Below are 23,855 nucleotides of genomic sequence, written 5' to 3'. Positions count from 1 at the left end.
TCGAATATACTTATACTACAACTGACTTCACTCTTTCTATAATTTGTTATAATCAACTTATCATGATTGAGGTGACGTTATGTTTAAGATCCTTGTTTTAATTGCCTTTTTAATTGTTGTTTATAGCCTAGTGCACTCAGAAAGAAAAAGTATTAAACTAACTGCCTTATTCTACTTCATTTTACTTTCCATCGTGTTTATGGCTGGAAGTATTTCGATTTCCACCGAATATAATCTACACCATAACCCCGTAGACGGTGGATTTGGTAAACACTTTGACTGGGTAAGCACTTTTTCGTATTTCTACATCATTCCTTTCTTTTTTCTATTGGTGTACAAATTGCTTAAGTGGGCTCAACAATTGTTTGATAAGAACTGGCAAAAAGCTAGTTTTGTGGTATTCTCCATCATTCTCATACTCGGGATTGGCTTTATATCACCGTTTATCTTTGTGCTAATTTTTTATGGTTTTGCACCATAAAAAAGCAGGAGGGGGATAGCTAAATCCTCCTCCTTACCATTTGGCTCACATGTAACTGACACAGTAGCCGATTACCGAAAGTCACATTCCGCAAATTGCTTTGTTCCACATGGGCTACTGTCTTAGCTTTCCTTGTTCTGAGGTATCATTGCCACTAGTCGTCCTATCGATTCTCACTGGCTAGGACCGTCACGGCAGCAGTAATTGCACGTCCTCGCAAAAGAAATATCACTTTTGCTTCGTGCGATGTATCGCTGGCTTAGCTTTCCTTGTCCTGAGGCAACGTCAGCACTAACACGTCCTATGCGTCGAAATCCTTCTTAATGTTTATCGCTTTACAATCATATTTTCCATTTGACCGATTTTATCAATTTCTAGTGTTACTTTATCTCCGTCTTGTAAAAACTGTGGTGGGTCCATTGCAAATCCAACGCCATTCGGAGTACCTGTCATAATAATATCCCCTGGCTTTAACGTCATGAGATTGGAAATAAATTCGATTAAATAGCGGACATCAAAAATCAGTTTACTAGTATGAGAAGCCTGTCGCTTTTCCCCATTTACAAACGAACGTACAGATAAATCATTTGGATCTCCTACTTCATCTGATGTTACGACCCAAGGGCCAATTGGTGTACTATTATCTAAGGTTTTTCCTTGTAGCCATTGTGGGGTTCGTTTCTGTAAATCCCTTGCTGATGTGTCATTGCCTATTGTATATCCAGCAATATAGTTTAACGCATCTTTTCGGCTAACACGAGACGCTTCCTCCCCAATAACAATCGTCAATTCTACTTCATAATCTAACTTTTCAGTAGCTTCTGGTTTTACAATTGCATCCTCTGGTCCAATTAATGAATTAGTAAATTTTGCAAAGAGAACAGGATAATCTGGTACATTACTTTGCATTTCTGCTGCATGTTCCGCGTAATTTTTCCCAACACAAATGATTTTAGATGGGTTCGGGTTTGGTGTTTTTAATATGACATCCTTACGATGAAAGCTATTCGCTTCCTTCCCTTGTACTTGACTATGTGCATGCGCATCCCTTGCCCGATTAATTGCATCCATCCCTAATGTATAAAAAGAACTTGGATCAGCTGGGAGAAGTGTTTCTATTTCGTTTTGGGTTTTTTCTTCTCCCACTGTTTTTAAAAAGTGTTGGTAGGCCTTTTGTAGATCAACGACAACATCATCAACCATAAATCCCATTCTTACTTCTGGACTACCTTGTTTTTGGTAGCTTACTAGTCTCATGATAATCACCTCTACTGATAAAGATTTTCTAGTTCTTTGCAATATGTATCATAATCTTTTTCTGAAAATAGCACCATGACTACTTCATCAAATGAATAATCTTCTAAACTTTCGATGATCGTTTTCATTGCCACGTTTGCTGCAAGGTCGACTGGATACTGGTATATACCTGTTGAAATGGAAGGAAAAGCAATGCTCTGACAGTCATAGTTGTATGCAAGCTTTAAGGAATTACGATAACAATTGGCTAAACGCTTTGATTCATAACTTTCTCCACCATACCAAACAGGTCCTACTGTATGAATCACATACTCTGCAGGGAGATTAAATCCTTTTGTAATCACTGCTTCGCCAGTTGGCAAAAGCGCACCTTGAAGTTGGTTGTTACGGACCTGTTTACAAGCATTAAGGAGGCCTTTTCCAGCAGCCTGGTGGATAGCACCATCAACACCGCCACCGCCAAGTAATGTCCCATTTGCAGCATTGACAATCGCATCTACCTCTAGCTTTGTAATATCACCTTTTACTAACTTTACCGTACTACCCTTCACCTTTATTTGCACTCTTTCCCCTTCCTTCTATCGAAAATAAGTACTATAAGATTTCGAAAAGTAAAACTAATACTAAATATAACGAAAAATATTTAATAAAACAATAGATGTACGGAATTTGTAACAAAACATGAAAGGGATGACACGCTATTCCAAGAATACTTATATAAAAGCATCTATAAAGCTTAACTCACTCAGTGCGCACAGGAAGTGACTGTTTTAGCCAGTGAGACTCGACAGGACGTGATAGTACTGGCGTTGCGATTGATGTGGCGTTCTTAGTCAGCCTGCCAGTTAACTCGTGATAAAGGAGTTTCAATATGAGTAGATTTCATTAAACCGATCCTAATTTTAGTAATGGTTCTTGTCTATATATCACTCCAAAAGAACCGCTTGTGTTAGCTATCTTCTTTAAGTTAATCCCAATTAGTACGATTTTTGTCTATGCTCGTTCTCAAGTACTAGGAAAAGGGTATCTGGTAATGGAAAATAGAGGTACTGAATTGAAAAGGGAAATTTAATAGAAAAGAGGTTGTAAAAATTATTTGTGGAGTAGTCATTTGACTTTTCTCACATTCCTTTTACAACCTCAATTATCCTATTTCCACATTAACTTCTTGCTTGTTGAACCTTTTCAGTAAATTGTTTTGCTAAATCAGTTAGAGCGGCCCAGTCATTCGCTTTAATATATTGTTTGTTCATTAAGGAGCCACCAACACCAACTGCTATTGCACCAGCATGGATGTAATCTTGAGCATTATCTAAATGAATGCCACCTGTAGGTATAATTGGAATATGGCCAAGTGGACCTTTCACATCTTTAATAAACGTTGCACCGACAACAGAAGCAGGGAAAATCTTTACTGCATCTGCTCCCCATTCATAGGCCTGAAGCATTTCTGTCGGTGTCATGACACCTGGGATAACAATTTTTCCATAACGATTGCTTACCTGTATCGTTTCTTGGCTTAATGTTGGTGCAAAAATAAATTCTGCTCCTGCTGCAATTGCCTCACGTGCCGACACTCCGTCCAGTATGGTACCTGCTCCGACAACCGCTTCGGAACCAAATTCTTTTTTCGCTTCTTTGATTAGATCTAATGCACCCTCTGAATCAATCGTTATTTCCAGTCCTGTAACGCCTCCCTTTACCAGTGCCTCAATAGCGTGTAATGTTTTTGATGGTTCTAATTTATTGAACTACTGCAATAATTCCAGAACTCGTTAATCGTTCCATTGACATTATATCATTCTCCTTATTTCCTTCATGAACGAAGAATATTTCTGTAGAAAGTACGATATTGTCTTAATAGATATTTATACAACACAATAGCGCCTTTCACTGCACGTGCAATCTCATCAAAGTGTAAATACAAATTTTCTTCCGATAACTGCCAGTAGTATGGATTGATCACAACGACACCATCTGCTCCATGAGCAAAAGCATGATTACTAAGTTCAATTACTTCCCTGGTATTTGTACTTCCGGTTCCAATCAGTACTGGAAGCCGCTTGTCTACATATTGAATAACAAATTCAGCTATTTCTTTTCGTTCAGCGGTAGATAATTGGGTGAATTCCCCACCACTGCCAAGGAAAAATAATCCATCGACATTACGATCAAATAAGAAATCAATTACGCTTTTCATTCCATCTTTATCCAGATTCCCGTTCTCATCAAAAATAATAGATACTGGCGGAATAATTCCTTTAAATTTCATTGACATATTAATCCACCATCCATTCTAACGGTACAGTTATAATTTCTGGGAAGAAGACCAGTAATAATAGGACAAGAACTTCCACTAATAAGAATGGCCAAATCCCTTTCGTTACATCGATAATGCTTACTTTTGCTATTCCAGCACCAACATAGAGCGCTGTACCAACTGGTGGTGTAATTAACCCAATGGAGAGGTTAATAACCATCATAATTCCAAAGAAAACAGGATCAATTCCAACTGTCTCAACAATGGGAAGTAGTACAGGTGTGAATATTAGAATTGCTGGCGTCATATCCATTACCATACCAACAACAAGCAAGAACAACATGATAATCAATAACAGTAGGGTTGGATTATCGGTAATACCACCAAAACCAGAAGCTAACTCGGCTGGAATTTGTGCAACTGTTATAACATAAGCTGTCAACATTGCCGCTGCAGCTAGGAATAGGACAACCCCGGTTGTTTTTGCAGTGTTGATAAAGACATCTGGTAACTTTTTAAATGAAATTTCCCGGTAAATAAAGCTGATTACTAACGAATAGACTGCTGCAAACACACCAGCTTCTGTTGGTGTAAAAATACCACCGCGGAGTCCAATAATGATGAATAATGGTAGAAGTAATGCTAAGAAGGCACGTCTTGTTGCTACCCACCGTTCTTTCCATGTTGCTTTTTCAAACACTTTCGTATCATCTTTTCGTGAAACAAAAAACCACGCTATTACTAGACCGACTCCGATCAATAGGCCTGGTACAATACCTGCCATAAATAATTGCGTAATTGAGACACCACTGATAACACCAAATAAGATCAATGGAATACTTGGTGGGATAATTGTACCAATAATACCAGTTGAAACCAATAAACCAGTTGAACGATTCACATCGTATCCATTGGCAACCATCATTGGAATCAAGATTGCACCAAACTCAGTGTTGATACGCTTTATTTCCGAATTATTGAAAATAATGTTACTATTAAAATGATACTTTTACATGGGATCATGAGGAAGTCATTTATTGGCTTTACCTTCTATATTTTGCATTGACTGTTTATCAAAATGGCAGTCATGTATACTTATCCTCCTCCCTTAATCTGAAATGGGTTTTCCCCCCCCATTGTTTTTACCCCCCATTTAGGAAGATCCTATTTTCCTTACACACTTGTTTGACAAGATTAATTCTACAATTTAGATTCTACACAAAAAGGTGGTATACATGGACAATATTAAAGATACCATAATGGAAGTTGTTTTATCGATCTTACCATTAACCATTGTCATCACAATTTTACAATTCACCCTAATATGGCTGCCAACAGACATATTTTTGCAATTCCTAATTGGTGTGCTTATGGTTGGAATTGGACTTATTCTTTTTTTGCTAGGAGTGAATATCGGCTTGCTTCCAGTAGGAGAAATGATTGGGGCTGCTTTACCGAAAACCAAAAAACTATCCATCATTGTCTTCTTCGGGTTTTTACTAGGTTTTGTCGTAACATTGGCTGAGCCTGATGTACGTGTGCTATCGTCACAGGTTGACCAAGTATCGGGTGGCGGCATCCCTAAAAGTGTCCTTATCTTAGCAGTCGCATTAGGGGTAGGCATTTTCGTTGGATTAGCCATGCTACGAATTGTTTTTAATATTAATATTGCCTATTTGCTTGCAGGTGGTTATGGTTTAGTATTCTTACTAGCTGCATTCACTCCTGCAACATTTGTACCAATTTCATTTGATTCTGGTGGAGTCACAACAGGTCCCTTGACTGTTCCATTTATCCTTGCACTCGGAGTCGGGGTGGCTTCGGTTTTGCGTGGTAAATCTTCATCAGGGGACGGATTCGGACTTGTCGCACTTGCCTCCATCGGGCCAATCTTAGCAGTGCTACTATTAGGAGTGATATACGGATGAACTTACATGTATTTGAAGGCTTTGGAGATGTATTCCTTGAGGTTCTCATCGCCTTACTGCCACTCCTAATCTTATTTATTATTTTTCAATTTCTTTTTTTAAAACTAAAGATACGAAAACTAAAAGAGATCGCCATTGGATTTGTACTAACACTTTTCGGCCTTTCCTTTTTTCTACAAGGAGTTCATATTGGTTTTCTCCCTGTTGGCGAATTAATGGGGGAAGAACTCGGAAGCATCACATATAAATGGTTACTTTTACCGATTGGTTTTATCCTTGGCTTTTTTGCTACTTATGCAGAACCAGCAGTTCGCGTATTGATTGAGCAGGTGGAAAAAGAATCAGGAGGTTATATACCCGAAAAGGTATTATTATATACGGTATCAACCGGTGTGGGAGTTTCCATCGTTTTATCCATTATCCGAATATTATTAGGCATTTCCCTATGGTATTTTATCCTGCCAGGGTATATAATAGCCCTAATTATGATAAAGTTTTCCACGAAAAAGTTCACCTCCATTGCCTTTGACTCTGGTGGTGTCGCGACTGGACCGATGACAGCTACGTTTATTCTTGCGATGTTTGTTGGTATCGCTTCGGTAACAGATGGAGCTGATCCACTTCTGGATGGATTTGGTATGGTTGCATTAGTAGCACTTGCTCCTATATTATCTGTATTAACATTAGGCATTCTTTACAGTAGAAAGGAGAAGGGTCAAGATGACAAAGGAAAAAACAGGGCAAAAACTGATCATCACTATCGTGAAAAAAGACAAAGCTAAAAAGGCCATACAGGCATCTAAACATGCTGGCGCTCATGGTGGAACCACCCTTTTAGGGAAAGGATTTCGCATAAATGAAAAGAAGAGTGTTCTCGGTATCCCTGTTGAACGTGAACGAGAAATCATCTTAACTATTGTATCTGATACCATTTACCCGAATGTAATGAATGCCATTATTGATGCCGTTCATTTAAATAAGCCGAGACAAGGAATTGGATTTGTAATTGATACAAAGGAAATCAGAGGGGTAACATCCTTTATTAATACAGATGAAAGTAATAGCCAAGGTTTTGATAATGGAGGTGTGGAACGCAAAATGGATAACCACAAAGTAGATTACGATCTCATTGTTACCATTGTTAATAAGGGTGATGCAGAAGATGTCGTAGATGCATCCAAAAATGCAGGTGCAGAAGGTGGCACCATCCTTCATGGTCGTGGAACAGGAATACATGAAAAAGCTAAATTATTTAATATCCTAATTGAGCCTGAAAAAGAAGTCGTTCTAACATTGATTAGTAAAGATAAAACAGATCAAGTCCTCCAGGCTATTAATGAAGATGCAGAGTTAAAGAAACCAGGTAAAGGGATTGCATTTGTCTTAGATGTCGATGACACTGTAGGAATAAATCATGAACTAAACAGAAAAGTAAATAAGAAAATGGATGAATTAGACCTCAATTAAAGTGAAACTTCAATCAGTGGGGGTCGATTCGAGAGGACGGCTGTTACATGCGGATTAGAAAAACTCACATTCGCTTGTCTTTTAGCGAAGGTGTTCGTTTTTCTTATACTTGGGACGTAAAAATTTTAGCTATGTCAAGTCCACTTCTTGGCTAAAACTTTATACTTTCCTAACGTGTAAAATAGAAGCAGGTGCACAACCCGTTTTGACACCTGCTTCTGCTCTATAAATACGTTTTATTTCTTTTCATTTATATATTCATCAGGCTGACCCTCTCCATCATGTGCATTATGGTTCTTAAATTGACTTTTTCTTCCATTCCGATGTTCTCCATGGTTTCGATTCTCTTTAAATTGATTATTAAATTCCTTTTGTTTGTTGACCACCCAATATCCCTCCTTTAAACCAATCCATGATTACTTAGTTTTTGTTTGCAAACAATAATTATGTAAGATGTCACAAATTATGGATTGTCCTCTGTTCCTTCTTCAGTTTTTCTACATATACATATCAAGATACTGTTTAAACAATAAGGAGGAAACGAAATGCCAAATAAAATATGGGGAGTGGATTCTGCTGCTAGTGTAACGAGCGAATTATACACTTGTACTGTTCAGAATTTTGGCAAACCAAGTTATTGGGGGCGATACTTAACGACCGTTGAAAATGTTTCAGATGGACTTACAAAGGAAGAAGTTAACTTGCTACATGAAAATGGCGTTAAAATTTTACCGATTTATAATGCTTACACACGAGCGACTGGCTATCGAAATGGCAGAGTAGCCACAGCCAATGCTATTTTCCATGCAAGAAGGATTGGAATTCCAGAAGGTACATTTATTTTTGCCAACACAGAGAAGTCATTCGATATTGATGAAGGATGGATTCGTGGGTGGGTTGATGCCATGTACCCAAGTGGATATCGTCCTGGAATTTATGGATCACCAGACACGGACACATTTAATCAAGCCTATTGTACTGCTGTTGCCAATGACGAGCAAGTAAGTCAACAAGCTGTGATCTGGAGTGAAGAACCTACACCAGGTGTTACGAAAAAAAACAATGCACCCACATTTAACCCACTTGAACCGAATTGCACTTCAAATGTATGGGCATGGCAATATGGGGAAAACGCAGATGCATGTCCAATTGATACAAACCTAATGGATTCGAGACTATTTCAGGCACTTTGGTAAGACGATGATGGGGGTAACGCGGTCATATCGCTCGACTATACGTTTATTATTATTTTTAAAAGATCGATACCTTAGTTGGTTAAATTATAATTGAGTCATTCCCCTCCTTTTCTTAGGTTGATTACATTATTGCCAAAGAGGTTAAATGACTCTTTTCTTTTTACGTTGTTAGATGGCCGCATTCAGTGATACACCATTATCTGTGGCTACAATAGCTTTTATAAGTGTGAAATGAGTATTGAAATCGCTCCCCTGTTGTGTTTTCGCTTGGAAATCTTTTAAAGGGACACTGAGATAGCTTCTCTGTTCCTTTTCTGCTTTAAAACTCCCCGAAAGAGCACTGAGAATGTTTCTACGCTATCCATCAGAAAACCATCCCAGAAAAAGGAGGATTTTCTGTTTAATAACTGTAATCTAGTGAGTTGGTAATGGTATATTCATGTTCTTTATTTAGATCATAGTTATTAATATCCACTAATAAGTAATCTTCGGCATAACGAATGGACCACCACTTTGTAGATCCAGCTGGAATAGTACCTATATTGGATAAATCAAAGTAAGCCGAAGCAATTGGTGTTTCCACTTCGATTTCTTCTCCATTCTCATCAACTTCGGTTTCCGTTACAACAACATCAATATCACCATTAATGTTATAGATTGGAACGTCATATCCATTTCGGATAAATACTTGTAATACTAACTCCTGTTTTCCCTCTGAATCTAATTGAAAGCGTCCATTAATAGCAATGGCATCTTTCTCCACATCACCCAACTCATTCAACGAATATTGAACTTGTTTTAAATCGTCTTCTTCATTAATTTCTAATTGTTCCTCTGTCCACACAATTGGCTGCTCAGTTGCATAGGTTCTCTCATCATCAACTCGTGTAATGTCTTGCTCAGAAATTTTATACTTGCCAGCTTCTTCATCATAGTGAATGGTTAGTTCAACTTCATTCGTAAAGATATATGTTTTATCTGGATGATCATAGGTTTCTATCATAGTGCCATTATATGAAAATTCCTCTTCTTGTAGTTCCACACTTTCTTCTTCAAATTCTAAACTTATATCATAAGAATTTAAATCCGTATATTCTTCATAAGTGGAAAGCTCTGGATTTATTGTTGCATCCTGAATATAGAGTTCCTCTTCTAAACTAGCAAAGTCCACTTCTTCCTCTTGATCAAATAGCGTTGTAACAAGGGTTGTTTGTAAATCTTGGGCAATTTCAATCATTTCTTCATCTTTTAAATTCATTGGGTCTTTATTTTCCTTAGGTTCTGTTACCTCTTGATCGTTGCTACATGCTGCCAAAAATAATATAAATGAAATAAATATGATTCCTAGTACTTTCTTCATTCACGATTCCTTCTTCCTTTGTTATGTTCATTTAAGATGTCATTAATAGTTTCTTTGCTTTCTCAATATCAGCAGGGTTTACTTTTTTCCTTGGAACGTAACTTGTTAAATAACGATTTAATTCACTTGGTGTTGTGATAACAGGATTTCGATCGGTTATAACATCGACAAATGTCTTCGGATTCGAAAAGAATACTGCTCCTTCTACCCAAAGCCTAATATTATGCTGTTTTAAATAAGAAGATAACAGAAACACTTGTCTTCTAACTTGTTTGACAGGGTTGCCCATTTGCTTCGAATATTCCCCACCTTTTCGGCCAACTTTATGCTGTGTCCAAGATCCATCCTCTTCACTTCCTACTATGGTACCTTTGTGATTTTTTACTTCGACAATAAAAATTCCGTTATCACCAATAATCACATGATCCATTTCTGCATTCCCATCATAAGTACTTACACGGACGGAGGTAAATACCTCATACCCATCAGGTAATCCTCTTAATGCATTTCCAGTTTGCTTTTCACCTTGAATACCCGACTTTAATCGTGTATATTGTCGCCAAAATAATACACTCATCCATGCTGGAATAATTGGCAATAGGTGAAAAATTCCATCGAAAGAAAAACCTTGTATAAATGCATAAAAGTAAAGAATTGGAAACACCCAGCAAATGATGGATAGGGTTAAATACATATTTGCTTTTTCTTCTAATTGATTATGTCCTTTATGGATGACGGCCAATGTTTCTACCCCTTCTCATGTAATATGTTATATGGAGAGAGTAGTACCCTCCTTCTATTAAAGAGTCACAGCATTTAATCTGAAACTATCATGACACCTTTGTGACAAAGTCCATTATATACTAATTCGACAAAGTACGACATTACTATTTTAAAAATACAAGTGTTAATTTCTGTTACCTTTCTATTCCATTAGAAAAACTCGCATTCGCTCGTCTTTTAGCGATGGTGTTAGTTTTTCTTATACTTGGGACGTAAAAATTTTAGCTACGCCGAGTCCACTTCTTGTCTAAAATTTTATACTTTTGGGACAATAGGGTCACTTATTATTGCCATTGTGACAGGAATCTTCTTAATCAGTGTTTCGATATGGGCAAAGACTTGGGTAATTATTATTTTTATTTCCCTAATCACATTACCGACCTATCTCTTTGCCCAAACAACGCTCGCAGTTGAAACACAATTGTTACTTAGTACGTTTGTCACTTATGGAGGAATTGGACTTTATCTTATTTTCACATGGTGAAAAGGTAAGTTATGATTGGAAGGGGGAATCTCTGGCTCTTCCCTCCACTTAAAATATACAGAAAGACCTTCTACGCCTTAAATGCATAGAGGGTCTTTCTGTCCGACTTATCATCAAAAACATATACTTTGTTATCGCAACCAATTATGGTGTTACCTCACACACTCACTTACCATCCATATTATCAGGTGTTGGTTGGAGGTTTATCTGCATGAAAAAAATTGCCTTCTTCATGTGTGAAATCCTTCTTAATTTCCCAAAGTCTACAATCAGAAAATCAAGAAACACCGATTACATTCATTTTTCCAGACTCAAATTACTTATTTTCAAGAAACTACTTTTCACTTTTTCACCCTAAATTAACCTACTAAAACGATTACTTTCCAATCCTGATTTCGTTAATATCCCAACTGTCTTTTCCATGCAAGAAATTCCTCAAATACCGACTGGAGTGTATATTTTAAAAATAATTGGTTATCCTATTAATAGAAAATGAATCAAACCTAGGAGGGCGATTCCCAAAATGGACGACACCCATGATTATGTGGAAAGATTGCACGAGAACCAACGAAAAGCTTCCCGTAACAAACGTCGTCAAGCCAAAGGAAATCATGCTAGAAAACTCCCAAACAAAAGACATTAAGCGTAATTATTTCGCTTAATGTCTTTTGTTTAATATAATTCGACAAAATTCGGGTGGTGACAGGCACTAGCGAGTGGTGTCGATGTGGCGGACCATTTTTTCGATTTGGTCGCGTTTTGATTCTAAGAATGGTGGCAGGGACAATTTTTCGCCAAGTGTTTCATATGGTTCATCTCCCATGAATCCTGGGCCATCTGTGGCAAATTCAAATAAGATTTGTGGTGCTACTTGCGTATATAGCGATCCAAAGAAGAAACGATCCACAAATCCAGATGTTTGAAAACCGAATTGACGCATATATTTATCCCATTCATCTAATTCGGATCGGTCATTCACTCGAAATGCAGCATGATGAACCGTTCCATACCCTTGACGGGCGCGTGGTAATACTGGGTTATATTCTACAATGACTTGCGCACCATTGCCGCCTTCTCCAACTTCAAATAAATGGAACACACCATTTTCATCAATCTCTTTGAATCGCAATACTTTTTCCATCATTTCTTTAAAGTAATCAAAGTTAGATACCCGTACAAACAATGGCCCTAAACCAGTAATTGCGTACTCTAATGGAACTGGTCCTTTTTGCCAAGGTGTACCCGGTTCAACACCATCATTATGTTCATCTGAAATTAATTGATATTGTTGATCATCAAAATCAACAAACGGCAATACCTTCTTACCAAATTGCTCTTGAATGCCAGAGTGCTTCACAGACAATTCATCAAATCGTTTTACCCAATAGTCGATTGCTTCATCGGTCGGAACACGAAAGGAAGTCTTATAGATTTCATCCGTGCCGTGTGAACCTTTTGGAATCCCAGGAAAGTCAAAAAACGTCATATCAGTTCCCGGATTACCCACATCATCGGCAAAAAATAAATGATATGTCCTTATATCATCCTGATTAACTGTTTTTTTCACTAAACGCATTCCCAATACATCGGTAAAAAATGCATAGTTCTTTTCTGCACTACTTGTTATTGCAGTTACATGGTGTAATCCTTTTAGCTCACTCATTCATTATCCTCCATTCAATATTCCTTATATTTATATATAAAAGGCATATTATTACTAATCAATTTATCTCCAATTCGAGATAATTGTATCATGGGGATAGATACCTGTCAAAAATGGGGATATTAAATAGTGTGCTAAACGACCAGTAGATTATGTTAATTCGGTGTTTTGATCATTAAAAAAAGCCTTTGTCCAAAAGATTGTTGCTTTCTAGTATAAAACAACGTGTATATAAGATGTATTATACGCAATAGTTTAGCTTATGAATACCGCTACGAAAATACACTACGCTTTCACCAGGGGCATAAGTGCGACATCTGTTCAAACTTATGTTTTCACAGTTTCTTCTTTACCGCGGGGGAGTGGTGGCCTCCTCGGGCTAGCACCCTGTGGGATCTCACCGATCTCCTACTTCCCACAGGAGTCTTCGTGTTTTTCCTCCGCTAGTGATGTGTTTTTTGTTCTATATCATTATTAATGGTAATCCGTTGTTACGGAGCTGTGGCCAGCCAAATATTCAATATAATTATATGTTTCTCATCATATCTTCTTACTCTTCTTGCTTCTGTAGGGAAACTATTCCAAGCAGCGGAAAATGCGAGACTCCTACGGGAAAAGGAACAGTCTGAAGACCCCACAGCGAGGGCTTTTTGCTCGCGATGTCTAGCTACAGCGCCTACACCCTCGAGGTCTTAAGTCAATCCTCATCACGGGCACAAAACGCCACGCCGAGGCTCGTCTTAAGCTTGTCGGGTGTGATCAAGGCGCTTACGCTTTTGGATTGAGGAGGCTGAAGCGTTCCCCCGAGGGAAAGAAAACACTGTGAAAACAACAAAGTATACGAAAAGTGCCTTACAAAATGAATATTAAGTAAGAAAATTCCCATTTTATATTGACAGAAAATCTTTTTACGCGTATAGTAATTCACATAACTTAATATTTTAAAAATTCTCCTTATCAAGAGAGGTGGAGGGACTGGCCCTTTGAAGCCTCGGCAGCGGACTTTTTTAAAGTACTGTGCCAATTCCAGTAGCATGATGCTTGAAGATAAGAGGAGTAGGGAACCTAATATATTTACCCCTCTTCTTATTTTTAAGAAGAGGGGTTTTTGATTTCTATACTAATTTATGAGGTGATTGAATTGACAACCGTAAAAGTAGAAAATGAATTATTAAAGGCTATTGAAGTCCTGCAAAACAAACAATGGATTGATCTTACACATACGTTTGGACCAGATTCTCCACATTTTTCAGCGTTTGATGATGCCGAAACAAAAACACTTTTCACACATGATGATGGCTTTTTTGCACAACGTTTTAACTTTCCAGGACAATATGGAACACATATAGATGCACCAATCCATTTTGTTCGCAACCAGCGATACTTGGAGGAACTAGAGTTAAAGGAACTTGTTCTCCCACTCATTGTGATTGATAAGTCCAAGGAAGCACAAGAAAATAATGACTTTATCTTGTCTGTTGAGGATATCCTTGCATTTGAAGAAGAGCATGGAAAAATTGAACCAGGAACATTCGTGGCGTTACGCACTGACTGGAGTAAGCGTTGGCCAGACAAAGAGAAATTTGAAAATAAAGATGAAGAGGGAAATAGCCACAGTCCAGGCTGGGGAATCGACGCATTAAAGTTTTTATTTGAAGAAAGAAATATTAATGCTGTTGGACATGAAACATTTGATACAGATGCAGCAATAGATGTCCGTGAAAACGGATCCCTCATCGGTGAATATTATGTCCTTGAACAAGATACCTTTCAAGTGGAATTATTAACGAACTTGGATCAGGTTCCAGCAAAAGGAGCTGTCATTTTCAATATCAGTCCAAAACCAGAAAAGGCAACAGGATTTCCAGTACGTTCATTCGCTATTTTGCCATAATATCAACTGAGTGAACTGCCATGTGTAAAGTTTAGTTAACGAATAAAATTAAAGGAGAGTGTTCTTTCATGACAAAAACAATCGTTAAAGCTCCATTTAAAGCAGATCATGTAGGAAGTTTATTACGACCTGAGAGAATTCATAAAGCTAGGAAAGATTTCCAAGAAGGTACTATTACTGCACAAGAACTACGCGAAATCGAAACAGAGGAAATTAAAAAAGTCGTTGATAAGCAAATCGAAGTCGGATTACAAGCTGTTACTGACGGAGAATTTCGCCGCAGATTTTGGCATACCGATTTTCTAGAACATTTAAATGGTGTAGAGGGCTACATTCCTGAGCAAGGCTTCCAATTTAAAGGAGAAGAAACAGAACGATATGATGTACGGGTTACGGGGAAAATCTCATTTAACCCAGATCATCAACATGTAAAAGACTTTATCGAATTTAAAGAAATTGTCGGTGACCGTGCGATTGCAAAACAAACGATTCCAAGTCCAAATCAATTATTTAACGCTGGAATCCGTAACCTGGACATTTACCCAGACGTAGAAGAATATGCAAATGATATTATTAAAGCTTACCGCGATGCTATTAAAGCCTTTTATGATGCAGGCTGCCGTTACTTGCAGCTAGACGATGTGTACATAGCTGGCCTTAATGCACCAGAAATTCCATTTAATGATAGTGGCTATTCCCGAGAAGAATTAATTAGCTTAGCGCTACGTGTTGTGAATGGAGTATTAGAAGATAAACCAGAAGATTTAGTGGTAACGACTCACCTTTGCCGTGGAAATTACCGTTCTAAATGGGCATTTGAAGGAAGTTACGCTAAAATCGCACCAACCTTATTTGCAAAAGAAAAAGTAATCGGATTTTTCCTAGAATATGATGATGACCGTTCAGGCGATTTTAAACCATTGGAGCACATTCCAAATGATGGCCCTCAAGTAGTATTAGGTTTATTCACTTCAAAACACGGCGAATTAGAAGATAAAGAAACCATTAAAGCACGTGTGGAAGAAGCAACAAAATATGTACCACTAGAACAGTTATGTATCAGTCCACAATGTGGTTTTGCTTCTACACATCATGGAAATATTTTGACGGAAGAAGACCAATGGGCGAAATTGAAATATATTGTAGATATTTCTAAAGAGATTTGGAGATAAGACTTTAAGCGAACACCTTTAGAGGCTGTTCGCTTTTTTTATACGTTAGGAAAATATAAAATTTTAGCTAAGAAGTAGACTCAACGTTGCTAAAATTTTAATGTCCCAAGTATAAGAAAAAACTAACACATTCGCTAAAGGACGAGCGAATGCGAGTTTTTCTAATGGCTCTTTTTGCATAGTTTGTTGCTATTAATATATATTGCGTCATAGCTTTAATTTGACTTACTTCCATCCTTTTTAAGATGAGTGCTAATACAACGCTGTTTTACAATTTAGATTCCCCTTAACCAGTCTAGCTAAAAGATCTGTTTTATTCATTGTACTCCAAATGGCTTTTCAACAATTCTGTTGTCTCTTGCAAAACTTCTTCATCCAACTGCACATAATATATATCATCATCATTTGTTACTGTTTCTAAATTTTCACTTACATCAATCAAATCTATGGTGTATTCATGATCTAACAGGCCAAATTGATGATCTGATATATTCGTTTCACTTTGTGCAATCAGATCTGTCATAACAGTAGAATTTAGGTTTTCCTCCAATTTGTTAACGACATAACCATGGCGAATCGGTTCGTGAATTCCTAACACATCAAAAGCATCTTCAATATGTAGACTTGCATAATAGTCTACTGGAATTTTAAAATGTTCCGATATCGTTTCCTGAACAGCTTCTGAACCACCTCCGTAAGCTGCAGCATGAGTCAATTTATCATGTATGGTGTTTCCTTCTATACCTTGAATAGAAACATACAAATCCCGTGGAAGTGGCACTACTTTCATACTGTTTCGTCCTTCATTATACGTAACTAATAGATTTAATTCCGTTCGCTTGGTATAACCTTCCCCTATTAGTAATAAGGAAAACCTTTCATATTCATTATCAGATGCTAATTCCCGATCAGCTTCATTACTTTCTGATAAAATGAGTGGCAACAACACACCAGCAGCTATAATCAAGGCCATAACTGTTGCAATAGATGGACCTAGTCGAAATATCGATAAACGCTTGTCGGTTACCTTTTTCCTGTCAGCTTTAATCTTCGCCATCGTCTTATCCCGATCACCCTTTGTAAACTGTAAAGATTCATCATCTAAGTGCGAAAATAACTCCTTCCATTTATGATCATCCATCAATACCGACCTCCTCCAACCTGTTTTTCAATTTTACTTTCCCTCTACGTAATCTTGTTTTTACAGTACTCTCTTTGACTTCCGTTACACCCGCAATTTCATGTATTTTTAATGACTCGTAATAATATAGATAAAGCACTTCTCGATAGTGTTGTGGCAATGCTAATACGACATCTCTGATAACTCGATTTTTGGATTCTCTGATATATTTATCTTCTGTTGACGGAAATATGGTTTTTACTGCATCCTGTACAGATTGTTTCAATTGAACTTTTCGATGATGCCAGCTTTTAAGATAATCCTTACACCCATTAATGGTAATACGGTACAACCATGTTTTTAGAGAAGACTCATAGCGAAAACTGTCCAATTTTTCATAACATTTAATAAAGGTATTTTGTACAATATCCTTTGCGGTTTCTTGATCATTTACATAATGATTGGCCAATCTAACCAATTCATCACCATGCTTTATCATAATATCTTCTAGAATGATATCTTTTTGATTTTCGTCCATTACTCCCCCTCGTCTCCAATCATTTATTGAATTTATCTGTTTGACGATGATGAGTTGAATATAGTTTCAGTTTCAACGCTTAGTTTAAAAGTTTAAGTATTTTATTCTTTAATATCAATATCATCACCATCATGGAGCGATAGCATGGTTAAACCGGACTTCATCACAAATTTTTAATTATAACGATTGTCTACTACTTAATAAAAAAGTAACCGCTCCTTCGTGAAGGTTTGCGATCACTTTTAAACATTTCAGATGTTTTATTGTCAATTCTTTTCCTTTTGGGTGGGCATAAAAAAAGAAGCAAGAGCTCCTCTCCATTGCTTCCTTCAAACTATTTCCTTATTTAGAAAATCATTAAAGTCATCATTATTCTTTACTGCTTGCACCAAATTTTTGACATGTTCTATATCAATCCCTTTTTGATACAAGTTATCTGGATTGAGGTCTAATTCACCTGGCCAAGTTACGGTTCTTAATTCATCGTCAACAAATACCTTCTCAAAAAAAGTTTGATCCTTTAACTTCTCTAAAACACCATTCATAATCGGATTAATATTTGCTAATTTAATAGAACGATCGTCAAATTCGATTAATAACCACCCTTTTAAACCAGGTACTATTTTTGCTTTGTTAATGTAAGTCAACTCGAACACCTCCTAAGATAAAGGGGGAACTTTATTTGGTACTCTGTTCGCCATACAATCTTCCCACACTTTTATAATATCATCCTTTATTTATCTCAAGCCATTTAAGTATTTTCCTTTGCCTTTGGTAACTGTTCATTTCCCTTCATATAACTTCCATTATCAATTTCCATCCTCGTGTAAATTCCATTATATATAACATGAAAATGTGGTGGATTATGGTCATTATAATACATAACAATTTTTATTCCACTAAAGTAACTTATTTTTGGCAAATTACACACCGCCTCATTTTTTCATTTTAATTGTTGGTCTAAATCCTAAATTCACTCCTCCAATCCATGCAAAAAAATATTGAGAAAATTGGAATTTGAGGGGTATAACCAAATTAATACGATAGATAAAAGTTATACCATAAATAAGGTCAAATCAAAGTGCTAAAATTCCAAAATAACCATGTACGAGAAGTACTAATTCTATTTTTATATACAGAAATTCAAATTTAGTAACTATCATCTAAATCAAATCCCTATTTTGATAGTTTTTTCTGACAACTGTCATTTTACAGGAAAGGTAAGCTTATAATGCATTATTTTGCATCCATTCATATTTTTTTTAAAAATTTCCTGTTTAATGCCACTTTTTCCAAACTTTCTTCGATTATAAGAATGAAGAAGTCTATCTGTTGGAGAAAGGTTGATGAAAATGAATTATATTAAACAAATTAATGCATTTTATAGGGAAATGGAAATTAATCCACTATCAAGTGCAGCCATTTCCCTATGGTACAGTCTCATGCACATTAACAATCGAACAAGATGGAAAGAATCGTTTACCGTATCAATGTCTGTACTTACACTGAAATCAGGACTAAGCAACTCCGTATTAAAACGTGCACGTGAGGAATTAAAAATAAAAGGGTACATTCGTGTAGAATCACAGAGCGGAAATCAGTCAGCAATTTACAAAATAAATTCATTAACCGATTATACGGATTGCCAAACAGAAGAAGTCACAAATGAGGTGCAAGGTGTGGTCCATAATGAACCAGAAAAACAAGCCGAACACAAAACAGTCCACAATTCGGACCACAACATGAACCACAAATCAGACCACAATCCGAAACAACCAAACAACATGAGCCACAATGTGGACCACAAACGAGACCACAATCTGGCCCCATTAATTAAACATAAACAAATACATAAACAAAATAATATACAGCATCAGAAGCAACGTGAGATCGACGCGTTTGTCTTTTACCAGGAAAACATTGGGAACCTTACCCCTTATGTCACCAACAACTTAACCAATTGGGTAAAGGATCTTGGAGAAGCACTCGTTTTAGAGGCAATGAAACGTGCTCTAGACCGCAACAAAGCAAGCTGGGGCTACATACGAAGCATTTTACAAAACTGGATAAAAAAGGGGATCCAAACTGTAGATGAGGCACATGCTGAAATGGAGGCTTTTTTGAATAAGTCTCCCTCGCAAAAAACGTCCTATACGCATGTTCAATCATCACCACAAAAAGAAGTTGTTCCAGATTGGTTTATCAAACGCAAAAAGGAACAAGAAAAAAGGCTCGACAGTGCTCAAACATCACTTACACTTGATAAAGCTAAAGAGGAAAGAGAGCGTGCCGAGCTACAAAAATTAATAGATGAACTGTCTAATGAACAACAGTCCAATGTTGGCTGATTACTATGCTTTTTCTGGTTTCGTAGCTAGTAAAGCACATACAATCCCAATTACCGGAAAAGCGATACTAGCAATTAGAACTGGTCCATAGCTACCAAATGTGTCAAAGCCAAATCCAAAAGGAAGTGGTCCAAAGGCAGATCCTAAGACCATCATCGTAGAAGCAACACCATTAATACTGCCAATATGGGCTCTTCCAAAGTAATCTGGCCAAATGATATTTAACCCAATACGCTCAAAGCCATTGGCAACACCCCAGATCACACCAAAAACAATAGCCATGGCAAAATTGTTTGTGATGAGGAGAAGTAAGAGTAATATAATTTCAATGACGAAGATCCCAACTAATAAGTAATTGGTTTTGATTTTTTCTGTGACAAAACCAGAAACAAACGACATCGGAATTCCAACAAGTGCCATCAAACTAAGTACCATTGCTGCGATTTCCGGTGACAACTCATTAGACCCAAAAATAGATATGATATGAAAGGTAATACCCGTATTCACCATCGCTGGTATCCCAACACAAATCAAGATCGCCCAAAAAGCTCGGGTATGTACTGCTTCCTTTAAAGTCCAACTAACTTCTGCTTCAGGGAGAGTTGGCTGTAACCCTGGTTGGGTATGGGGATCTACTGGGGATTTTTCTCCATCTGGTTTTAACCCAATATCTTCTGGCTTATTACGGACACCGAAAAAGGCCATTGGGACAAATAAAAGAAGAATCAACACCGCCCAAAATCGCCAAGCAAACTCCCAACCCCATGTTTGGATTAGCCATGCATTAATGATGGGAAATAACATCGCACTAAGAAAACTGCCTAATGTCATAAAACTAAAGGCACGCCCTCTTTTTTTAATAAACCATTGTGCGACAAGTGTTTTCGGAATAAGTGTCATACTTCCTTGACCTAAAAGCCGAATTAAAAAGAAGCCAACAGCTAACATCCCAATCGAAGTGACCATGCTGTTATACAATAAAGCTAGGCCAAATAATAAACCGACTGAAACCATCATTGTTCGTTGACCAAAGCGATCAATAAAACGACCTACAAGCATCATCGTAAACCCTGCAATTAAAGTGGCAGTCGAATAGACACCAGATACTTGTGAACGTGACCAGCCAAATTCATTGATATACTCATCAATAAACATGGAATTGGAATACGTTTGGCCTGGTCCTGAGAAGAAAATACCCATTCCAGCCAAAAATACAATAAACCAACCATAGAATACTTTTGGCTGCTTTTTTGCCTTTTGTTGTTGTTCCAAACCGTGCACCTGCTTTCTAGGAATATAAAAAATATATATGATTAAATATAATAACAACGGTTAGCGTACTACTTTATCACAAACTAATCAAGGTCCAAACATAATAATTACAAAAATTTCTAAAAAAGATGTAGCGATAAGTTCAACTACATTCAGAAGATAAAGAGCCAACTGGACGTCCTGTTGCAACGTTGCCATAAATTCCGTAATGGCTAAAAATGAAACTAGAAGGTGTGTGATAACGACCTTCTAGCGAAATATCCCTATTTACTTATGAACTAATTTTAAATATACTTTCCATTTTCTCAACTAAGAAGCTTGCACGTTCATACAGAATAGAACGAATGTGATCGATTTGTCTTACCGTTTTTTGTAATAATGCTTCCTGATTATCCATACGATTCAACACATCATTCTGTTTTTCGTCCTGTGTCGATACCTTTTCAGCCATTTTTTCTTGTAACTTCACTAGTTCCGCTAGCTGGTCTTGAACGTGTTGTTGGTAATTTCCAATTTCGTAAAGTTGTGACTCAATTGTACCTTGAGAAACAGATATGTTTTCCATATCCTCTGCTACATCTTGTTTGACTTCAGCTAATTCTTGGCTCATGTTCGTCTCCAGGGTCTTTTGGTTTTCCTCAAGCAATGCTAACCCCTCCATCAATTGCTTTTCCACATGTTCTTGCTGCTCTTGTTGCTTTTGCAGCAGTTCTATTCGTTGGTTGATTGCTTGCCATTCATTTGCTTGCTTATGTTCTTGTTGTTGGTACAGTGTTTGCAAATCACGATAAGCTAAAGTTAGTGATTTGTTGATGCTTTTTTGCTCCTGTAAAAGCTCTGAAAAAGCATCATACCGATAATAGGCTTGATTTGGTTCTTTTAACTCTCCATTATTTTTAAATACGGCTGGGTGATCTTGCGTATTCATATATAGTCCCATTTCTTTCCTCACATCCTTTTCATGGATTTCGCCTATTGATAGCGTATGCGTCATTTTCTAAGCTGGGACATCCGAACAGGTACCTTCCTGCCCAGCATAAAAAAATAGGCGAATAAAATGGTTTTATGTACCTGTTATAACCCATTTTTTGAAACAAAAAATAACCAATGAAGAGAATGAGAAAGGAGGAACAGCTATGGAAGTAGATCGTCTACAGGAAATTGTCCAATCACCAGCAATGATTAATATAAATTACCACGGCATCCCCGTTTATATTCAGGAAGTCGATGATAAAAATGAAACAGCAAGAGTTTTTCCACTAGATGAGATGGATCATGAACAATTCGTTGATTTAAATGGACTTACAGAGGAAGGTCCTTCGATCTAAACTATATTAGGAGGAATAAAGCATGCATAAACAACGTGCAGAGGAAATTGCACAAGCTCCAGATATGAAATATGTCACGTATAATGGACAGCAAGTATATATCCAACATGTTGATCAACAAACAGCAAGAGTTTTTCCGTTAGATAACCCAGAGACAGAATTTGACGCACAATTAACGAAACTAATTGAAAAGTAATCTGCTGCTCCATTTAATCATCTCCTTTTGACTAATATTGCCACCGATATTTAGATGAGAGTGCGCAAAACTAAAAGTAAACAAGCAAAAGGAGAGACAACAAGATGAAACCAAAGCATCTCATGATTAGCTTTATTAGTATCCTTTTTATTACGCTTGTTGGATGTGGAAATGACGAAAGTGCACTGGATCCTAATTTAAGTCGAGAGGATAGAGAATTAAATATCTCATCCATCTCTACAGATAATTCCAGTAATGAGTATCCACATACGAGACCAGTAAAAATTCAAGAAACTAAATATGATTTTCGAATTATTCGTGGTGGAGATCAAAGACAACAGCAGCAAAAAGGTAATGGACAAGGCAACCAACAGCCAACTGAACCACCAGAACAGAACCAAGGACAAAATCATCAACAGCCACAAGCTGGTGAACAAAATAACCAACAAGAACAAGATCAGGATGTCCAACAACAAGCAGAAGCAGAACGTTCTAAAACACAGAATGATCAAAGTGTAAGTGACTTCGAGGCAGCTGTTGTGGAATTAACCAATGATGAAAGATCGAGAGTTGGTTTACCTGCGTTGGAACTCGATCCACAATTAAGTAATGTCGCACGTGAGAAATCACGTGATATGCGTGATAACGACTATTTTTCCCACACTAGTCCAACGTATGGTTCACCATTTGATATGATGCGCGACTTTGGAGTAAATTACCAAAGTGCGGGTGAAAATATTGCACAGGGACAACCATCCCCTGAAGAAGTCGTTAATGCTTGGATGAATAGCCAAGGCCATCGTGAAAACATCTTAAGTGACAACTTCACCCATATCGGTGTTGGTCATATTGAAAATGGCCACCACTGGACACAATTGTTTATTCAAAAATAAGAAAAAGGAGCACCCCCATTCACTTAAGTAGTTCCGATACCGTGGAGAAAATCTAAAATAACAGGCTAAATAGATACACTAAACGCACTATGTTTAGCACTGTAAATAACAGTACAAATAGCAAACAAAAACGCTTGGGTATTTTTATTACCCAAGCGTTCTATTTTATATTTTCTTGTTGAACTAAAGCTCCCGTTAGCACAATAATATTGTTT

At 37.2% G+C, this 23,855-nt stretch carries 27 protein-coding genes and 1 riboswitch; of the genes, 12 read left to right on the top strand and 15 right to left on the bottom strand.

The genetic code is table 11. The features are described 5' to 3' along the window. Positions 1-79 precede the first annotated feature (79 nt). Complete coding sequence (locus GHC26_RS00925) at positions 80-481, top strand: hypothetical protein (RefSeq protein WP_163969372.1); 402 nt, start codon at positions 80-82, stop codon at positions 479-481. 327 nt (positions 482-808) lie between these two features. Here the strand turns inward: GHC26_RS00925 and GHC26_RS00920 are convergent, their stop codons facing one another. The 5 genes from GHC26_RS00920 to GHC26_RS00900 form a co-directional block, all read right to left on the bottom strand. Then, positions 809-1,738, bottom strand: coding sequence for a fumarylacetoacetate hydrolase family protein (locus GHC26_RS00920; RefSeq protein ID WP_163969371.1), 930 nt, complete (start codon positions 1,736-1,738; stop codon positions 809-811). An 11-nt stretch (positions 1,739-1,749) separates the two neighbouring features. Beyond that, positions 1,750-2,301, bottom strand: coding sequence for an O-acetyl-ADP-ribose deacetylase (locus tag GHC26_RS00915; RefSeq protein ID WP_163969370.1), 552 nt, complete (start codon positions 2,299-2,301; stop codon positions 1,750-1,752). A 597-nt stretch (positions 2,302-2,898) separates the two neighbouring features. Continuing rightward, entirely contained in the window at positions 2,899-3,408 is a 510-nt protein-coding gene (locus GHC26_RS00910; RefSeq protein ID WP_318936967.1) for a bifunctional 4-hydroxy-2-oxoglutarate aldolase/2-dehydro-3-deoxy-phosphogluconate aldolase, read from the bottom strand. 146 nt (positions 3,409-3,554) lie between these two features. Next, a complete protein-coding gene (locus GHC26_RS00905; protein ID WP_318936932.1) occupies positions 3,555-4,016 on the bottom strand; it encodes a dihydrodipicolinate synthase family protein in 462 nt (153 codons plus the stop codon). A 1-nt stretch (position 4,017) separates the two neighbouring features. After that, positions 4,018-4,932: a TRAP transporter large permease gene (locus tag GHC26_RS00900; RefSeq protein ID WP_226376810.1), complete on the bottom strand. Its 915-nt coding sequence runs from the start codon at positions 4,930-4,932 to the stop codon at positions 4,018-4,020. Positions 4,933-5,233: 301 nt separating this feature from the next. Here GHC26_RS00900 and GHC26_RS00895 point away from each other — a divergent pair, with 301 nt between their 5' ends. The 3 genes from GHC26_RS00895 to GHC26_RS00885 are packed head-to-tail and all read left to right on the top strand — an operon-like array spanning position 5,234 to position 7,393. Further along, entirely contained in the window at positions 5,234-5,926 is a 693-nt protein-coding gene (locus GHC26_RS00895) for a DUF1538 domain-containing protein (RefSeq protein WP_163969369.1), read from the top strand. After that, on the top strand, positions 5,923-6,708 hold the full coding sequence (locus GHC26_RS00890) for a DUF1538 domain-containing protein (protein WP_163969368.1): 786 nt from the start codon (positions 5,923-5,925) through the stop codon (positions 6,706-6,708). The genes GHC26_RS00895 and GHC26_RS00890 overlap by 4 nt, the downstream gene beginning before the upstream one ends. Then, positions 6,647-7,393: a P-II family nitrogen regulator gene (locus GHC26_RS00885; RefSeq protein ID WP_163969367.1), complete on the top strand. Its 747-nt coding sequence runs from the start codon at positions 6,647-6,649 to the stop codon at positions 7,391-7,393. Before GHC26_RS00890 ends, GHC26_RS00885 begins: the two co-directional genes overlap by 62 nt. 236 nt (positions 7,394-7,629) lie before the next feature. On the opposite strand, the gene GHC26_RS00880 is transcribed toward GHC26_RS00885, so the two are convergent. Further along, entirely contained in the window at positions 7,630-7,779 is a 150-nt protein-coding gene (locus GHC26_RS00880) for a hypothetical protein (protein ID WP_163969366.1), read from the bottom strand. Between the two features lie 159 nt (positions 7,780-7,938). Here GHC26_RS00880 and GHC26_RS00875 point away from each other — a divergent pair, with 159 nt between their 5' ends. Continuing rightward, the gene (locus GHC26_RS00875; RefSeq protein ID WP_205599184.1) at positions 7,939-8,589 is read left to right on the top strand and encodes a glycoside hydrolase domain-containing protein; all 651 of its coding nucleotides are present in this window, start codon (positions 7,939-7,941) and stop codon (positions 8,587-8,589) included. A 400-nt stretch (positions 8,590-8,989) separates the two neighbouring features. On the opposite strand, the gene GHC26_RS00870 is transcribed toward GHC26_RS00875, so the two are convergent. Together GHC26_RS00870 and GHC26_RS00865 are read right to left on the bottom strand one after the other, a co-directional pair. Continuing rightward, positions 8,990-9,949 carry an SLAP domain-containing protein gene (locus GHC26_RS00870; RefSeq protein ID WP_163969365.1) on the bottom strand — a complete coding sequence of 320 codons (960 nt, stop codon included), beginning with the start codon at positions 9,947-9,949 and terminating at the stop codon, positions 8,990-8,992. Between the two features lie 31 nt (positions 9,950-9,980). Then, complete coding sequence (locus GHC26_RS00865) at positions 9,981-10,691, bottom strand: nuclease-related domain-containing protein (protein ID WP_163969364.1); 711 nt, start codon at positions 10,689-10,691, stop codon at positions 9,981-9,983. A gap of 1,048 nt (positions 10,692-11,739) precedes the next feature. On the opposite strand from GHC26_RS00865, the gene GHC26_RS00860 reads away from it, so the two are divergent. Continuing rightward, positions 11,740-11,859: a DUF4023 domain-containing protein gene (locus tag GHC26_RS00860; RefSeq protein ID WP_163969363.1), complete on the top strand. Its 120-nt coding sequence runs from the start codon at positions 11,740-11,742 to the stop codon at positions 11,857-11,859. A gap of 66 nt (positions 11,860-11,925) precedes the next feature. Here the strand turns inward: GHC26_RS00860 and GHC26_RS00855 are convergent, their stop codons facing one another. Next, complete coding sequence (locus GHC26_RS00855; RefSeq protein WP_163969362.1) at positions 11,926-12,879, bottom strand: ring-cleaving dioxygenase; 954 nt, start codon at positions 12,877-12,879, stop codon at positions 11,926-11,928. A gap of 951 nt (positions 12,880-13,830) precedes the next feature. Further along, a riboswitch (SAM riboswitch) is annotated at positions 13,831-13,933 on the top strand. 87 nt (positions 13,934-14,020) lie between these two features. On the opposite strand from GHC26_RS00855, the gene GHC26_RS00850 reads away from it, so the two are divergent. Further along, positions 14,021-14,773 carry a cyclase family protein gene (locus tag GHC26_RS00850; RefSeq protein ID WP_163969754.1) on the top strand — a complete coding sequence of 251 codons (753 nt, stop codon included), beginning with the start codon at positions 14,021-14,023 and terminating at the stop codon, positions 14,771-14,773. 68 nt (positions 14,774-14,841) lie between these two features. Continuing rightward, complete coding sequence (locus tag GHC26_RS00845) at positions 14,842-15,945, top strand: 5-methyltetrahydropteroyltriglutamate--homocysteine S-methyltransferase (RefSeq protein ID WP_163969361.1); 1,104 nt, start codon at positions 14,842-14,844, stop codon at positions 15,943-15,945. Positions 15,946-16,258: 313 nt separating this feature from the next. Here GHC26_RS00845 and GHC26_RS00840 read toward each other — a convergent pair whose 3' ends face one another. From GHC26_RS00840 to GHC26_RS00825, 4 genes are all read right to left on the bottom strand, one after another. Next, the gene (locus tag GHC26_RS00840) at positions 16,259-17,086 is read right to left on the bottom strand and encodes an LCP family glycopolymer transferase (protein ID WP_163969360.1); all 828 of its coding nucleotides are present in this window, start codon (positions 17,084-17,086) and stop codon (positions 16,259-16,261) included. Next, positions 17,079-17,603 (bottom strand): sigma-70 family RNA polymerase sigma factor, encoded by a 525-nt coding sequence (locus GHC26_RS00835; protein WP_163969359.1) that lies wholly within the window; start codon positions 17,601-17,603, stop codon positions 17,079-17,081. The genes GHC26_RS00840 and GHC26_RS00835 overlap by 8 nt, the downstream gene beginning before the upstream one ends. Positions 17,604-17,932: 329 nt before the next feature. Then, positions 17,933-18,250: a DUF2442 domain-containing protein gene (locus GHC26_RS00830; protein ID WP_163969358.1), complete on the bottom strand. Its 318-nt coding sequence runs from the start codon at positions 18,248-18,250 to the stop codon at positions 17,933-17,935. 104 nt (positions 18,251-18,354) lie between these two features. Then, on the bottom strand, positions 18,355-18,525 hold the full coding sequence (locus GHC26_RS00825; protein ID WP_163969357.1) for a DUF4160 domain-containing protein: 171 nt from the start codon (positions 18,523-18,525) through the stop codon (positions 18,355-18,357). A gap of 424 nt (positions 18,526-18,949) precedes the next feature. On the opposite strand from GHC26_RS00825, the gene GHC26_RS00820 reads away from it, so the two are divergent. Further along, on the top strand, positions 18,950-19,951 hold the full coding sequence (locus GHC26_RS00820; RefSeq protein ID WP_163969356.1) for a DnaD domain-containing protein: 1,002 nt from the start codon (positions 18,950-18,952) through the stop codon (positions 19,949-19,951). A 3-nt stretch (positions 19,952-19,954) separates the two neighbouring features. Here the strand turns inward: GHC26_RS00820 and GHC26_RS00815 are convergent, their stop codons facing one another. Both GHC26_RS00815 and GHC26_RS00810 read right to left on the bottom strand, forming a co-directional pair. Continuing rightward, entirely contained in the window at positions 19,955-21,151 is a 1,197-nt protein-coding gene (locus tag GHC26_RS00815; protein ID WP_163969753.1) for an MFS transporter, read from the bottom strand. A gap of 343 nt (positions 21,152-21,494) precedes the next feature. Further along, positions 21,495-22,163, bottom strand: a complete 669-nt coding sequence (locus GHC26_RS00810) for a hypothetical protein (RefSeq protein WP_163969355.1) — start codon at positions 22,161-22,163, stop codon at positions 21,495-21,497. 196 nt (positions 22,164-22,359) lie between these two features. On the opposite strand from GHC26_RS00810, the gene GHC26_RS00805 reads away from it, so the two are divergent. The 3 genes from GHC26_RS00805 (at position 22,360) to GHC26_RS00795 (ending at position 23,640) form a co-directional block, all read left to right on the top strand. After that, positions 22,360-22,551: an H-type small acid-soluble spore protein gene (locus GHC26_RS00805; protein ID WP_163969354.1), complete on the top strand. Its 192-nt coding sequence runs from the start codon at positions 22,360-22,362 to the stop codon at positions 22,549-22,551. A gap of 22 nt (positions 22,552-22,573) precedes the next feature. Further along, on the top strand, positions 22,574-22,747 hold the full coding sequence (locus tag GHC26_RS00800) for an H-type small acid-soluble spore protein (RefSeq protein ID WP_163969353.1): 174 nt from the start codon (positions 22,574-22,576) through the stop codon (positions 22,745-22,747). Positions 22,748-22,851: 104 nt separating this feature from the next. Continuing rightward, positions 22,852-23,640, top strand: a complete 789-nt coding sequence (locus tag GHC26_RS00795; protein ID WP_163969352.1) for a CAP domain-containing protein — start codon at positions 22,852-22,854, stop codon at positions 23,638-23,640. The last annotated feature ends 215 nt before the right edge of the window (positions 23,641-23,855 follow it).

Source organism: Oceanobacillus halotolerans (assembly GCF_010993955.1).
Classification (GTDB): Bacteria; Bacillota; Bacilli; order Bacillales; family Amphibacillaceae; genus Oceanibacillus_A; species Oceanibacillus_A halotolerans.
Note: the sequence above shows the minus strand (reverse complement) of the source record. Positions and strands in the feature narration are given on the sequence as shown.